11 protein-coding genes are annotated in these 14,023 nt (G+C 45.6%); 6 read left to right on the forward strand and 5 right to left on the reverse strand.

Annotated features, from left to right (window positions below):
• Positions 1 to 264: 264 nt before the first annotated feature.
• From galE to ribH, 4 genes are all read left to right on the forward strand, one after another.
• Positions 265 to 1,290 carry a UDP-glucose 4-epimerase GalE gene (gene galE / locus A3GK_RS0100395; protein ID WP_026161605.1) on the forward strand — a complete coding sequence of 342 codons (1,026 nt, stop codon included), beginning with the start codon at positions 265 to 267 and terminating at the stop codon, positions 1,288 to 1,290.
• A gap of 52 nt (positions 1,291 to 1,342) precedes the next feature.
• Positions 1,343 to 2,296: a ribose-phosphate pyrophosphokinase gene (locus A3GK_RS0100400; RefSeq protein WP_018027548.1), complete on the forward strand. Its 954-nt coding sequence runs from the start codon at positions 1,343 to 1,345 to the stop codon at positions 2,294 to 2,296.
• Positions 2,297 to 2,302: 6 nt separating this feature from the next.
• Positions 2,303 to 3,412: an A/G-specific adenine glycosylase gene (mutY, locus tag A3GK_RS0100405; protein WP_018027549.1), complete on the forward strand. Its 1,110-nt coding sequence runs from the start codon at positions 2,303 to 2,305 to the stop codon at positions 3,410 to 3,412.
• Positions 3,413 to 3,505: 93 nt separating this feature from the next.
• A complete protein-coding gene (ribH, locus tag A3GK_RS0100410) occupies positions 3,506 to 3,997 on the forward strand; it encodes a 6,7-dimethyl-8-ribityllumazine synthase (protein ID WP_018027550.1) in 492 nt (163 codons plus the stop codon).
• A gap of 116 nt (positions 3,998 to 4,113) precedes the next feature.
• Here ribH and A3GK_RS0100415 read toward each other — a convergent pair whose 3' ends face one another.
• The 4 genes from A3GK_RS0100415 to A3GK_RS0100435 form a co-directional block, all read right to left on the reverse strand.
• Positions 4,114 to 5,979 carry a thiol-activated cytolysin family protein gene (locus tag A3GK_RS0100415; protein ID WP_018027551.1) on the reverse strand — a complete coding sequence of 622 codons (1,866 nt, stop codon included), beginning with the start codon at positions 5,977 to 5,979 and terminating at the stop codon, positions 4,114 to 4,116.
• 53 nt (positions 5,980 to 6,032) lie between these two features.
• Complete coding sequence (locus tag A3GK_RS0100420) at positions 6,033 to 7,853, reverse strand: thiol-activated cytolysin family protein (RefSeq protein WP_162138124.1); 1,821 nt, start codon at positions 7,851 to 7,853, stop codon at positions 6,033 to 6,035.
• A gap of 710 nt (positions 7,854 to 8,563) precedes the next feature.
• A complete protein-coding gene (locus tag A3GK_RS0100430) occupies positions 8,564 to 9,232 on the reverse strand; it encodes a carbohydrate-binding family 9-like protein (RefSeq protein WP_026161606.1) in 669 nt (222 codons plus the stop codon).
• A gap of 229 nt (positions 9,233 to 9,461) precedes the next feature.
• Positions 9,462 to 9,683 (reverse strand): DUF2795 domain-containing protein, encoded by a 222-nt coding sequence (locus A3GK_RS0100435; protein WP_018027555.1) that lies wholly within the window; start codon positions 9,681 to 9,683, stop codon positions 9,462 to 9,464.
• A gap of 162 nt (positions 9,684 to 9,845) precedes the next feature.
• Here A3GK_RS0100435 and A3GK_RS0100440 point away from each other — a divergent pair, with 162 nt between their 5' ends.
• On the forward strand, positions 9,846 to 10,229 hold the full coding sequence (locus A3GK_RS0100440; protein ID WP_018027556.1) for a hypothetical protein: 384 nt from the start codon (positions 9,846 to 9,848) through the stop codon (positions 10,227 to 10,229).
• On the forward strand, positions 10,222 to 12,081 hold the full coding sequence (gene mutL / locus A3GK_RS0100445; RefSeq protein WP_018027557.1) for a DNA mismatch repair endonuclease MutL: 1,860 nt from the start codon (positions 10,222 to 10,224) through the stop codon (positions 12,079 to 12,081). Before A3GK_RS0100440 ends, mutL begins: the two co-directional genes overlap by 8 nt.
• A 69-nt stretch (positions 12,082 to 12,150) precedes the next feature.
• Here the strand turns inward: mutL and yidC are convergent, their stop codons facing one another.
• On the reverse strand, positions 12,151 to 14,022 hold the full coding sequence (gene yidC, locus A3GK_RS0100450; RefSeq protein WP_018027558.1) for a membrane protein insertase YidC: 1,872 nt from the start codon (positions 14,020 to 14,022) through the stop codon (positions 12,151 to 12,153).
• Position 14,023 lies beyond the last annotated feature (1 nt).

Raw genomic sequence — 14,023 nt, forward strand, 5'->3', positions numbered from 1 at the left:
CCACTTAGCTGTTGCTTTTTTAGGCAGTTGTACGAAGACCATCAGCCCCCTTATTTGTGTTATGGATTTATCCGTGAATGTTAATTATGAACTCAGAGTAACAATCTCCTTATTCATAGATACCCCGATAACTACCACTTACAAGACTATTCTGATGCGTACCCCCTACGCTTGTGGGCGGTTGATTAGCCTACCTCATTTTATTTCTCTAAATTTGTAAAAAGTTTAGACCAGCAGGTCAATAGTAACAGAGATAGATAGAGCATGAACCCAAAAAGGATATTAGTAACTGGCGGAATGGGCTACATAGGTAGCCATACTACGGTGGAGCTTCAGGCCGTGGGGCATGAGGTAATCATTGTAGACAACCTCTCCAACTCCAATCGTGAGGTACTGAATGGTATCAAAGCGATTTCGGGTGTGGAGCCAACATTTTACCAAGTAGACTGCAACGACCAAGTAGCGATGCGAGAGATATATGATCGTCACCGCCCAGATGGGGTGATTCACTTTGCTGCCAGTAAAGCGGTGGGCGAATCGGTAGAGAAGCCCCTCCTTTACTATCGCAATAATATCCTTTCGCTCATCGTGCAGCTGGAGCTGATGAAGGAGTTTGGCACCAAAGGCATCGTCTTCTCTTCCTCTTGTACGGTCTATGGTCAGCCTAAAGAGTTGCCAGTAACTGAGGAGGCACCTATCCTACCCGCCACTTCGCCTTATGGCAATTCAAAGCAGATCAATGAGGAGATCATTCGTGATACCATCCACTCTGGAGTAGACTTTAGAGCCATCTTGCTACGCTACTTCAATCCGATCGGGGCACACCCATCGGCAGAGATCGGGGAGCTTCCCCTTGGAGTCCCACAAAACCTCATTCCTTATCTAACGCAGACGGCAGCTGGCATTCGGAAGGAGCTGACGGTATTTGGGGACAACTACAACACACCCGATGGCTCTTGCATTCGCGATTATATCCATGTGGTGGACCTTGCAAAGGCACACGTGGTGGCAATTGATAGGCTACTTGAGGCTAAAGCCACTGAACCTCTGGAGGTATTCAACATCGGTACGGGGCGTGGAGCCAGTGTATTGGAACTGATCCATACCTTTGAAGAGGCAACCAGTGTAAAGGTGCCACATAAGATAGGGGCAAGACGAGAAGGGGACATAGAGCAGGTGTGGGCCGACCCAACTAAGGCGAATGAGGTACTTGGCTGGAGGGCACAGAGCACGCTCCAAGAGGCACTAAAGAGTGCATGGAAATGGCAACAAAAAATCACTAAGCCATAAAACTAGAAAACAAAGAAACAAAACTACATAACAACACAACTTACAACAAGCAATGAGACCAAATGAATTTGCCGTTTTCTCGGGAACTAAGAGCCTATACCTTACCGAGGAGATTTGCAAGAGCTTAGACTGCGAACTAGGGAAAATGCGTGTAGATCGTTTCGCCGATGGCGAATTTGCGGTCTACTATGAGGAGTCAATCCGCGGAAAGGATATTTTCCTTGTACAGTCTACACAACCCACCACGGACAATCTGATGGAGCTTCTCCTGATGATTGATGCTGCCAAGAGGGCAAGTGCACATTATATAACTGCGGTTATCCCCTACTTCGGTTGGGCACGCCAAGACCGTAAGGATAAGCCTAGAGTATCTATCGGTGCCAAGCTAATCGCCGACCTGCTCCAGACGGCTGGTATCTCTCGACTGATTACGATGGACCTACATGCCGACCAGATCCAAGGTTTCTTTGATGTGCCAGTGGACCACCTTTATGCCTCCAACATCTTCGTTGACTATGTAAAAGAGTTGATTGAGAAGGATGAGATTTCTCACGAAAATCTGGTGATTGCGACTCCTGACGTAGGAGGTACTAAGCGTGCCAATACCTATGCCAAGACACTCGGGGTACCTCTCGTGATCTGTCATAAACTCCGTCTGCGTGCCAATGTGGTAGCTGAGATGCGCATTATTGGTGACGTAGAGGGTAAGGACGTGCTACTAGTAGACGATATCGTAGATACTGCTGGCACGATGACTAAGGCTGCTAACCTGATGATGGAGAATGGTGCTCGCTCTGTAAGGGCACTTGCTAGCCACCCAGTGATGAGCGATCCTGCCACCTCCCGAATAGAGGAGAGTGCACTGAAGGAGATGATTTTCACCAATTCGATCCCTTACACCAAGGGTGGAGAGAAGATCAATTGCCTGTCAGTGGCTCCCATGTTTGCCGAGGCGATTCGTCGTGTGGTAGAGCATGAGTCCATCAGTGACCTTTACTCTATGTAATCAATAGTGGCTTCAAAAGAAGTTCATAAGAATATTGAAGAGAGACAGCACTCCCAACGATCACAGGGAGAGCTGTCTCTCTTCCGATTAAAGCTACTTGAGTGGTTTGATGCCCATGGGCGTATCCTCCCCTGGCGTGGCATAGACGACCCCTACAAGATATGGGTGTCGGAGATTATTTTACAACAGACGCAAGTGGCACAAGGGTGGGACTACTACCACCGATTTATCACCGCCTACCCCGATGTGCGATCCCTAGCCAAGGCGAAGGAGGAGGAGGTGCTACTCTTGTGGCAAGGATTGGGCTACTACTCTAGAGCCCTGAATATGCTCACTGCCGCCCGCCAGATAATAGATGCATTTGGTGGCGAGTTTCCAAGAGAGGAGCGAGAGGTGGCCTCACTTAAGGGGGTTGGTCCCTACACTACAGCAGCGATCATGAGTATCGCCTATAATGCCACTTTGGCAGTGGTGGATGGCAATGTATACCGCGTCCTTTCTCGTGTAGAGGCGTGTGAAACTCCAATTGATACCACCCCGGGACAAAAGTATTACCGTGCCCTTGCACAAGAGTTTCTTGACCCTGAAAGAGCTGGGAAGTACAATCAAGCTATGATGGACCTAGGGGCTACTATCTGCACACCCTACAACCCTGATTGCGCCCAATGCCCTGTAGCCAAACTTTGTCACAGCAAAGAGAAGCCAGAGCTACTGCAACTACTCCCTATCAAGGCAAAGAAGACAGCAGTAGAAAACAGATACATCGACTACTTTCTACTCCTTGATGGCGATAAAATGTGGGTGGAGCGACGAGACAAGAAAACGATTTGGAAGGGTCTCTACCAATTCCCCATGCACGAACAGAAGAAAGAGTTTCTCACGGAAAAGCAACTTCATAAGCAATATGAAAGAGAATGGGAACTGGTAGAAACGATAGATTTGCCAGCCCATCGGCTCACACATCGGCTCCTACATATCAAGGTACATACCTATCAATGGCAAGGGGAGCTCCCCTCATCACTCCCTGCACCACTAGAGCAAATAGCAATTAGCGAGCATCATCTGTATGCATTTCCAAAGCCGTTACGAGCCTTTCTGAATAAGCACTTCAAGTGAAAACATTTGCATTGAATTTGCATTGACGAGCAGAAAGTCTTATCTTTGGTCATTAGATAATAAGTAAACACCGATCAATAAATCAAGTAATCTATGTCGACAACAGATCTAAGCCATTACGACCCGAGCCAAGTACCTTCGGGAGAGAAGAAGAAAGTCACCATCATTGTCTCTGAGTGGAATAGTGACATCACCTTTGCCCTAAGAGATGGAGCAGTGAAGACCCTCCGTGAATTTGGTGTGCGAGAGGATGATATCGTGGTACGCTACGTACCTGGTAGTTTTGAGCTACTTTATGCCACCGCCAAGACGCTCCAATTTGGCAATTGTGATGCGATCATTGTACTCGGGAGTATCATCAGAGGAGAAACCCCTCACTTCGACTATATTTCGGAGAGTGTGATGGTGAACCTGGGCAATCTTAATACCCATACCAAGCAACTATCGGGCTCTACCTACGTACCTATTATCAATGGTGTGCTAACTACCAACGATAAGCAGCAAGCGCTCGATCGTGCTGGTGGCAAACTAGGCAATAAGGGGGTAGAGGCAGCTGTCACTGCCCTCAAGATGCTAAGATTCTAAAAACTACTGACAAAAAAGAGGGATCTCGTCGAGATCCCTCTTTTTTGTCAGTAGTTTGGGTAATTATAAGTTGAGAGTGTTGCACGCGGGACACGTATGCAACACTCTCTTCCATATTAGCTTATAACCGTAAAAGGCTCTAGCTGTATTCTAATTTCTCCTTGGAAGTCAATAAGTCTATTTTCACGAGTGGAAATGGTAAAACCTCCATCCTGACAGTAGAATAGGAACTCTGCAAGAGTCATCTTGACTTGTAGCTTTCCTAAACCCTCATGACCAGAACCATAGGCACCTGAGTGATTGAGCTCGAGATCAATTGTTACCTCTTGATTAAGTTTTCGCTCCATAGAGAGACGACTTCCAAACATAGGGATTCTTATCTCTATAGCTTTAGTGAAATCAAGGCGGCCACTAGGCACTACAAATTCATCCATTCCCTTCTCAAGATTGAGATAGGAACTCTGAGGAATATTCAAGAACTGCTGGCGTCCCCTTCCTGGAACAGAGATGTATCCCTTTCCATAGACACGAACTTTACCAATACCCTTAAACCCTGCTGTAGCACGGATACCTGAAGCATTCATCTTCACACGTAATTCCTTACACTTAGGAATGAATATGCTCTCCTTGGTATTGGCTGTGCCAGTATAGTGCACCTGAGCAGGAGCATTGTTGTCCACGAAGTTGAGCCCTATAGCAATTGGCTCAGCAGCAGTAAGTGGAAATTGATTGGCTAGTGATTGCTTAAAGGCTTCCCACCCTTGTGCTATCAGCACACCATGATCAAAACTAGTACCGCCTACCATAGAGGCATTGACAATGGCTTCGTCACGGATCTTCTTGTAATAACTCTCGGAGAAGGCCCTCCACATAGATCCTTCAGTAGCTCCCTTACCACTTAGATTAAAAGCAGCTTTGACCTCATCGCTAGAGTAGTTGCTAGAAATCATAATATAGTAGGCTCTTCCATACTCGATATTACTGATGTAGAGCGGACGACTACGATCTTTCAAATAGGCTTGTAAGTCGTAATCCATCACGAGACAACCATTGGGTCGGTCCATAGCAACGCTATAAGCCGATTGAATAAACTTCACCAATATATTGGTACGCCTCTTAATACGTGCAATTTCTAGCTTAAAGCCAATACTCTGCAGATATTCAGATAGCCCATCAATATTAAAACCACTATTGGTACCACTCTCTTCTGAGATCTTGATATCTCTAATCTCAGTGCTAGTACGTGCTGCAGAAGGCTTAAAATCATTACTCATCCAGCCATTTACCACATCGCGGTACTGACTAAGCTTTGGCATAATAATCTGTGAGTGAATAGGATTACCTGTAGAGACAAGGGCTGTAGAGATTGTAATAGGCTGAGTAATGACCCCTGCTAGAGGGACAAAACTACCATCGGATACTGAACGGCCTTGCAACACATTGCCTAAGAAGATTTGATCGCTCTTACGATCAAATACGAACTGCTCAGAGTAGAGGAAGTCATCTCGATTGGCATTGCGCGTTCTTGAGATGGTCACCCCATTTCTATCGGACTGTAATAGCATTTGGCGGAATGCTGCACCATTATTATCAAATGTTATAGGTGGCACTCCTACTGCATAATCGTGGAATAGATTCATATCACTTCCACTGTTATAATTGAAGTAGGTGCGCTGACCGCCCTTAATCTCTTCAACTCCAGGAGCAGCTCTTAGGCCCTTAAGCCCAGCTGGTACAGGTATTGGATTGACAGGAATTTCAGGTTCCACACCAGGTGTATTGTCATTATTATCACCATTTTCCCCGGGGGTGTTACCGGGGTTATCACCTGGCTTATTTTGCCCTTCACCATCCTTTGGCTCCTCTTTATTGACCTCCTCCTTCTTCTCTTCTGGAGTTACAATAATATTTTGAGTACAGCCAACGGACGAAGCTATAAGGGCACCTGTTAGCATCAATGCTAATATATTATTCTTTTTCATACTTTTCCAGTTATAATTGTTGGAAAAAAGATTGTGCTCATCTATAGGTTGGATTACTGATAATTACCAGTAACTACAGGATCTAGCCTAATATCAAGGGCTACGCTATAATTAATGCCAGCACCAAGTCCCTTGGTCTCAACCTGAAGCACCCCATCCTGACAGTCGAAGATAAAGTCGCGCAGAGGCTTCTTGATATTGAGCTCTATAAGCTCCTTGCCATCAATCAGACCATTCATACCGGCAAAGTTGAGCTTCACATGGATCTCGACAGGTTGATCGTAATAACCCGCCTTATCTTTATTGGCAAAGCTAGAAAGTAGGATACGGGCACTTTCCTTATTGGTACTATTGCGTACATCTCTAAAGCTATCACCCGTCTCAATGATAAGAGGATTTTTCTTGGTGTTGTTGAGCAACGTAATAGTTTTATGACCTACAGCTGTAGGAATCTTGATGGTCACCTCTCCAGCCACATTGGCCTTCTTGAACTTGGCGTAAGTAGCTTTGATACCAGTAAGCTGTGCTCCGAACTCAAGTGTATTTTGCTTATTTGGAATAAAGATCGCCTCTTGTAGTGGCATCTCAGTAGCCTTCATCACACGAGCACGAGAATTATCATCAACGAATCTAAGATTAATAGCAATAGGAGCTGCATTACGGATATTGATAGGCTGTGCAAGGATGTTCTTAAGTCCTGTACCAGATGTCATCAATGCTGTATGATCTTGCTGGCTACCACCAATTACCACATATTGCACCTGTGAATTGTCCATAACATGGCTATAGTTGAAGCTACCACCACCTCCTTGGCTCATACCAAAGATCATCTTTTGCATTGCCTCAACACTAGCACGTAGGTCTACTGCAAGAGCATCGCTAGAGAAGAGTGCATAGCAAATACGTCCGTAGTGGATATCACTCACATAGACTGGCTTATAACCATTAAGCCCCTCAGTATTAATATTGTGCAGGAGACCATACTGTGGTAAATCCATAGACACGGTAAATAGATTTTGCACAAAGCGCACTAAGAGATGGCTCTTATACTTTGAAACATTAGCATCAAGTTCGAACCCTAGATCCATCAAGGTCTTCTGATTATACTTTGCAGAGATACCCCCTTCGTGGCTGATATCAACCTCCTGAATATCAAGAGTAGTCTTTACAGCTGACTCCTCTGGGAAACCCTGGAACACATCAATCAACGCGTCTCTATAAGTAGAGGTAGAAGGCACGTCGATCACCTTTGACTTGAGAGATGTAGCATCAGTCCCTTGAGTAGCAAGCCAGTTACCAGATATCGTTATAGGATTCACTGCATATTGTGCCACGGTAGCAAAAGCACCATTGGTGATCTGGTCACTCTTTAGTACCATACCTGGGTAGACACTCTCCAGGTACTGAGCTAGCACCAATGGCTCACTATAGGTGGCTTTTTCGTAGCGCTTCTTATTACGATATAGCTTTACGCCATCTAGCAGTTTATCACCTTCGTACCCACTACCAGGCTCATTACCGATATTAGGGTCGGTAAGCACTCCATTATTATTGTAGATTTTGCCATCACCGGGCAGAGACTTTGTCTCCACCACTTTTTTGCCTTGGGTATCATCACCTGCAAACATACCATTTGGAACGGCATAAGTTCGTAGTGTGTTGATTATAGCATCACCCGTAAGGAGGTTAGGGTTGTTGGGGTTATCAGGATTCTCTCCAGGATTATTAGGAGTCTCATCCTCAACTTTCTTCTCGTCGATCTTCTTCTCGACCTCCTTCTCAATCTCCTTTGTAACTTGAGTAGGAAGATTGGTACATTGCACTAAGCCCAAAGAGAGCGTTGCAGCCAATAGTGTCCATTTGAATGCTTTCATCTTTTTCAACATCTATCTATCAGTTAATATGAATATTGTTAGTATTACTCTGGTATTAGTATCCAAATTAATATCGTTGCATTTATTTTATGATGCAAATATTATAATTATTAATAACATAGCCAAGAAAAAGGCAGTAAAAATCAACTTTTGGCAACAAATAGGTCGGCAAAAGTCTGTTTTATTTAACTTTATACATAATATTAATACATTTAACCTACAGATGGTGCTTATAGAAAATCTTAAGGCAACATATAATGGAACATAAATCACAAAACTAGAGAGCGTTCCACGTACGTTGTCATTTTGAGTAAGGATCTCTACCGAAGTACTAACTCTAAATGGTGTCCTTCGTTTCGTCAACAAACTCTTCTTGTATCAACCTCATATTCCGTATGCGTGCGGAATGGATTCCGCAGGGCTACGGAATACGTTCCGCACGCATACGGAATGCATTCCGCACCCTATGCGGAATATGAGGTCGGTATATTATCGCATTCCTGAAAGGGTAGACACTATGTCTCCTCTATTCCTGAAAGAGTAGACACATTGGGAATGATGTATGAAGGGGCTATCTCGAACTTTTGGTCGAATGTGCTGAGACTTTGCACTAAGGCGATCAGCTTCGTTGCTTTCGTGAAACAGTCTCAACAAAAAAGGCGAAGCATAAGCCTCGCCTAACTTGTCTGGAAATATATATCTAGATTTAATTATCGTTCACCAAAGTAGAGTGGATAGAAGTACTCTGGACGGTGGAAATCCGGTTTATCAGCCTTTACAGGCATCCAAGAGACGAAGTGTGGAGCTGCTGTCTTATCGCCACACTTGTAGAGATTAGCCAAAAGATGATTGGGAAATGGCTCTCTATTAATATCCAATCCCAGAATCTCGAATGGGATAAATACCGAAACCCAAAAAGTATGGACTCCCTGTGGACGGTCAAATATTAAGCCCATTCGCTCACTCGTTACTCGCTTGATAGAGCTATACTCTGCACTTGAAAGAGAGGAGCTGACGTACCGACTAGCTCTATGAGCCGCATCGCAAGTACCGATACAATTGAATTCAAAGTTGTAATACCGCTTTTCGCCCGGCAGCTGTAAGAATATCTCTACACAGCTATCCTCGTGCACTCTATTGCCATCCTCAGCGTAGCTAGCCTTAAGACCTATCCCTTTGCTCCAAAAACGACAATATATACCCTTGGTCGAATAGGCAATATCTGCTATTGTCACTGGCTTATAAGGATATTCATCAGGCCAATTGGCTGTCATAATGGGCAGACGCAATGCTTTGGTCTCCATCACCATTTCTTGAGATGAAAGATCCAATGCATCCAATACGGGCAGAAAAGGTATGACATACTTAAATGAATCCATGGCAATATAAATATTATTTGACTATCTAAGATTTGCTCCAAATATACTTAAATATCCGACATCTCCACTATTTTATTCTAAAAAATAACTAACTACGGGATATAGGCGCCTAGTTACGTGTAATATATCACATTTGAAGAACCCAGTGGATAGCCATAGAATACCCTTCCCCAAAGATTTCCTCTCTTGGAGAAGGGTATTGTATCATTATTAAAATAGAGGGGTGAGATTAGTACTCCTCTTCATTGAAAAAGAAATCCTCTTTACTTGGATAGTCAGGCCAAATCTCCTCAATATTATCGTAAATCATCTCATCATCCTCTATCTCTTGAAGATTTTCAATCACCTCCATAGGAGCACACGTACGCTGTGCGTAGTCGATCAATTCATCTTTAGTCGCCGGCCATGGGGCATCGTCGAGCTTAGAGGCTAGTTCAAGTGTCCAATACATAGTTGATACTCTAAAATCATTAATATTAAAGCATTTTGCAATTGCGAGTGTAAAGATAACACTTTTCTCCACAATTACAAATAGTACGACCGCCAAGAAATAATCTCCCAAGGAATTGTTATCTTTGTCTATTACCAAAACATGAATAGGATATAGAGATATATGGGTATAGGGAACTTTTACAAACAACCGAAGCCAAGTAAATTCAGGTACGTCTACCGCTACTACGACCCCAAGAAAGAGGAGGATGAAAAGCGACGTCGTCGCATACGGAGAGAGCTCGGCCTCACCGACGAAGTGAATGCCGAGGATATTAAAGAGGAACTCAAAGGCTCCTTTCGCCGGCAGTCGGAGGTACTCCAAAAGTACGGCAAGGAGGGGGTGCGTAAGAAGTCCTTTGCCGAGGCCAATCGCACACCCATCATACTCCTGATTTTAGGAGCGGTATTACTCTTGTCATTACTCCGCAATTCCGACTCAGGATTGATGCGATACATTTTACAAGGATTTCAACAAATAGGTAGCTTACTAGGCATCAATGGATAGTCTCATCAAACTTTTACCCGATAATATCGCCAATCAAATCGCTGCTGGCGAGGTGATTCAGCGCCCAGCCTCAGTCATCAAAGAGCTAGTGGAGAATGCGGTTGACGCTGGTGCCACTGAGATACAAATTGAGATCAAAGAGGCTGGGCGGACGCTTATCCAAGTCATAGATAATGGCAAAGGGATGGCACCGATAGATGCACGAATGGCCTTTGAGCGACATGCCACGAGCAAAATACGCAAAGCCGACGACCTCTTTGCCCTCACCACGATGGGCTTTAGAGGTGAAGCTCTTCCCTCAATTGCAGCGGTATCGCATGTGGTACTACAAACCCGCACCGAAGACTCTGAGCAAGGGATACGGATAGAGCTAGAGGGCTCTAAAGTGGTGAGTAGCGAGCCGGTAGTCTGCTCTGTAGGTGCCAACTTTGCCATAAAGCACCTATTCTTTAATGTACCAGCCCGCCGAAAGTTTCTTAAAACTGACGAAACGGAGTTCCGACACATCATCAATGAGGTACAGAATATCGCAGCAGTGAGGCCGCGCATTGCCTTTACTCTTAGGCACAATGAGACGATTACCTTACGCCTCGACCCTACTTCTCCAAAGCAACGGATCATTGATATCTTTGGCAAAAGGCTACAGGATAATTTGCTCACCATTGACATGGAGACGCCACTCGTACAAATCAGAGGTTTTGTCACAAAGAATACTGCAGGGCGTAAAAGAGGGGCACAGCAATACTTCTTTGTCAATGAGCGATACATGAAGCACCCCTACTTCCATCGGATGGTGCTCAATGCGTATGGAGGCCTAATGCCCGAGGGAGAGAGCCCCGAGTACTTCATTTTCCTCACGGTAGATCCCGCCTCCATTGATGTCAATATTTCCCCGACCAAGACAGAGATCAAGTTTGAGGCAGAGACAGATATCGCCTCCATCCTCTACTCCTCCATCCGAGAAGTACTAATGATGGGCGCAGCAGTACCTTCACTAGACTTCGACACACATAATCCTCTGGACATTCCTGTAGCAAAACAACGGAATGATAGCGACTTCTTCCCCGAGCCTCCTACCATCTCACCAGAGGTAGAGGTGTCGAGCAAGATGAATAGCAGAGGCGATACGGCACAAAATATACAGCTCCTAGAAAGCGACTTCAAGATGCCCGATCTATCGGATTGGGATAAGTTTTATGAAGAGTTTGAGTCCCAACGATTGCACACCAAGTCACAAGCACCCCATCAAAACCCGCTGATCACGGCACCTACCGAGGAGAGTACCACCTCCATTGAGGTGCCTAGACCAATGATCTATGGCAAGTATGCGCTATTTAGTCACCCTATGGGCTTAGCCATTGCCGACCTCTCACGGGTGCGCTACAAGATATATTATGAGCAGGTCAAGAGAGGCTACAAAGCCGGCGGAGCTACGTCACAGCGACTGCTATTCCCATCATTGATAGAACTAAGCGCCAAGGAGACCGACCTCCTCAAAAAACATCAAGAGCTTCTCGCACGCATTGGCTTTGACATCTCCGATATGGGGCAAAATGCCTTTACTATCAACGCGATCCCCGATGGTATCTCGGCTGGAAGTGAAGAGCTACTACTCATACAGTTACTCACAGAGTGTAGCGGTGGCAGTAAAGGACAAGAGGAAAACATCCTCGAGGCACTACTCCGACAGCTCATTCACTTTAGGGTAGAGCAAAGCCCCTCCAAGTTTACTCCCGAAGAGGCTCAAGAGCTACTCACACAACTTATGGAGCTGCCCGAGCACCTCGTCACTCCCGAAGGAAAAACCATCATCTCCATCCTCACCCACAAGGAACTAGACCAGCGCTTCTAAGTCAGCTAATAAATAGAGTACGCCTCGGAATCGGTAAGCGATTCCGAGGCGTACTCTATTTAATGACAATCATTTCTTCTTTTGTTGCTCACGGAGCATCTGCTCCTGTTGCTTCTGCATCTCCTCTAGGCGAGCCATCCACTTGGACTTCTTCTTAGGCTTCTTCTTATTAGCCTCTAGCTCAGCTAGTAGCTTCTCATCATTAGTAGTCCACTTAAATATCTGCGTCTGCAGTATTGAAATCAGCATCGATAGTAGCAGGTAGTAACTAAGTGCCGCCGCATTTTCATTGAGGAAGAAAAAGAGCATAATACCCATAATCCACGGCATCAACTTCATTCCTGGCATACTCTGACCCGAAGCACGCTGCGTCATATTCATATAGAATATCTGCACCACCGTCATGATCAAGCAGAATAAGCTCAAGTGGTCCCCAATCAAAGGCACATTAAAGCCCCAGCTCAGCACATCATCGTACGTCGAGAGGTCATTAGCCCAAAGGAAGCTCTGCCCCCTCAAGTTGATACTCGTAGGGAAGTACTGGTACATCGCCATCAAAATAGGCATCTGTAGAAGCATCGGCAAGCAACCGCCCATACTGCTCACCCCCACCTTTCGGTAGAGTGCCATCGTCTCCTGCTGTCGCTTCATCATATTCTCCTCACCAGGGTACTTCTCATTGATCGCATCCACCTGCGGACGTAGCACCCTCATCTTGGCTTGCGATTGGTAGCTCTTGTAGGTAAAAGGCAACACCAATAGCTTAATAAAGATAGTGAGTAACAAGATGATAAGACCATAGCTACTGATAAATTTCTCTAGGAAGTTAAAGACCGGCTGAATAATCCAGATATTGATGAATCTAAACCATCCACCCATCTCCACCACCTTAGAGAGGTGCGTCTCACCACCCAACGTCTCATCTAGCCCCTTCAGCAGGTTGTAGTCATTAGGTCCCACATAGATCTTCATCGAAATACCCTCATTTCCCACTGGGATCACATACTTCGCCTCCATCTGCTTTAGGATACCACTGCCTCCCTTCGCATCCTTTACATCGCTAATGAGCTCCACCGACTCCAGACCATTCGGACTGTAGAAGATCGTAGAGAAAAACATATCTCTAAAGGCGACCCACTTAGCACGTCCACTGATATTTTCCTCCACACTCTTAGAGGTGCTCAGCTTCTCCACACTGCCCGATGCCGTCTCGTACGAGATACCAGAGTACCGCTGCTCCGTCTTTGCTGCCTTTTCATTTTGGTAAATAGGCATCTTCATCATCGCATCAAGGTAAGGGGCATTCGGAGCCACCACTTGGTCAAAACCGTTACTCTCAATCTGCACATCAAGGAGATAGTTAGGCTCCAGGGTATAGATAAAGCTCAGCGTTGCCCCGCCCTCACTATGGAGCGTCATGCGCAATCGGTTCGGTCCAATCTGCTCAGGCTCAAAATAGAGATCCTTCGTGCTCACCACCCGATTGGTACGGGTAATAAAACTAAAACCAAACGACGCCTCCTCGGGACGAATCAACCGAATTGGCTGCTTCTGAAAATCGGTGTAGGTTTTCAGCTCACTACCCACCAAAAAACCGCCCTTGGTGCTAAAATGGTAGGCGACACTATCATTCTCCAGCACAAAAGTCTGCTCCTCACCAGAAGTAGCAGTAGCTAGCTCACCGTAGTTCATCTTCGCCTTGGCGAGTAAGAGAGAATCCTTCTCCTCTTCCGTAAGCCCCGCCACCTCTAGCTCATCACTCTCCACAGGCTTGGCAATAAGAGCCTCTGCCGCCTCCATCTCTGCCTGATGCACGGCAGCAATGGAGTCATTGTATTTGCGCTGTGCCTCTATCTCCGCCTTTGATGGCCGACCCAAATAAGAGAAAACCACCAAGACCAATCCCATCAGCACAATCGCTGCAATCGTATTTTTATCCATC

Source organism: Porphyromonas somerae DSM 23386, from assembly GCF_000372405.1.
GTDB classification, from domain to species: Bacteria; Bacteroidota; Bacteroidia; order Bacteroidales; family Porphyromonadaceae; genus Porphyromonas_A; species Porphyromonas_A somerae.

Excerpts from the sequence above, each read along its gene's own strand:
- galE (WP_026161605.1), top strand. The coding sequence starts at position 265 with ATGAACCCAAAAAGGATATTAGTAACTGGCGGAATGGGCTACATAGGT.
- A3GK_RS0100400 (WP_018027548.1), top strand. The coding sequence starts at position 1,343 with ATGAGACCAAATGAATTTGCCGTTTTCTCGGGAACTAAGAGCCTATAC.
- ribH (WP_018027550.1), top strand. The coding sequence starts at position 3,506 with ATGTCGACAACAGATCTAAGCCATTACGACCCGAGCCAAGTACCTTCG.
- A3GK_RS0100415 (WP_018027551.1), bottom strand. The coding sequence starts at position 5,979 with ATGAAAAAGAATAATATATTAGCATTGATGCTAACAGGTGCCCTTATA.
- A3GK_RS0100420 (WP_162138124.1), bottom strand. The coding sequence starts at position 7,853 with ATGAAAGCATTCAAATGGACACTATTGGCTGCAACGCTCTCTTTGGGC.
- A3GK_RS0100430 (WP_026161606.1), bottom strand. The coding sequence starts at position 9,232 with ATGGATTCATTTAAGTATGTCATACCTTTTCTGCCCGTATTGGATGCA.
- A3GK_RS0100435 (WP_018027555.1), bottom strand. The coding sequence starts at position 9,683 with ATGTATTGGACACTTGAACTAGCCTCTAAGCTCGACGATGCCCCATGG.
- A3GK_RS0100440 (WP_018027556.1), top strand. The coding sequence starts at position 9,846 with ATGGGTATAGGGAACTTTTACAAACAACCGAAGCCAAGTAAATTCAGG.
- mutL (WP_018027557.1), top strand. The coding sequence starts at position 10,222 with ATGGATAGTCTCATCAAACTTTTACCCGATAATATCGCCAATCAAATC.
- yidC (WP_018027558.1), bottom strand. The coding sequence starts at position 14,022 with ATGGATAAAAATACGATTGCAGCGATTGTGCTGATGGGATTGGTCTTG.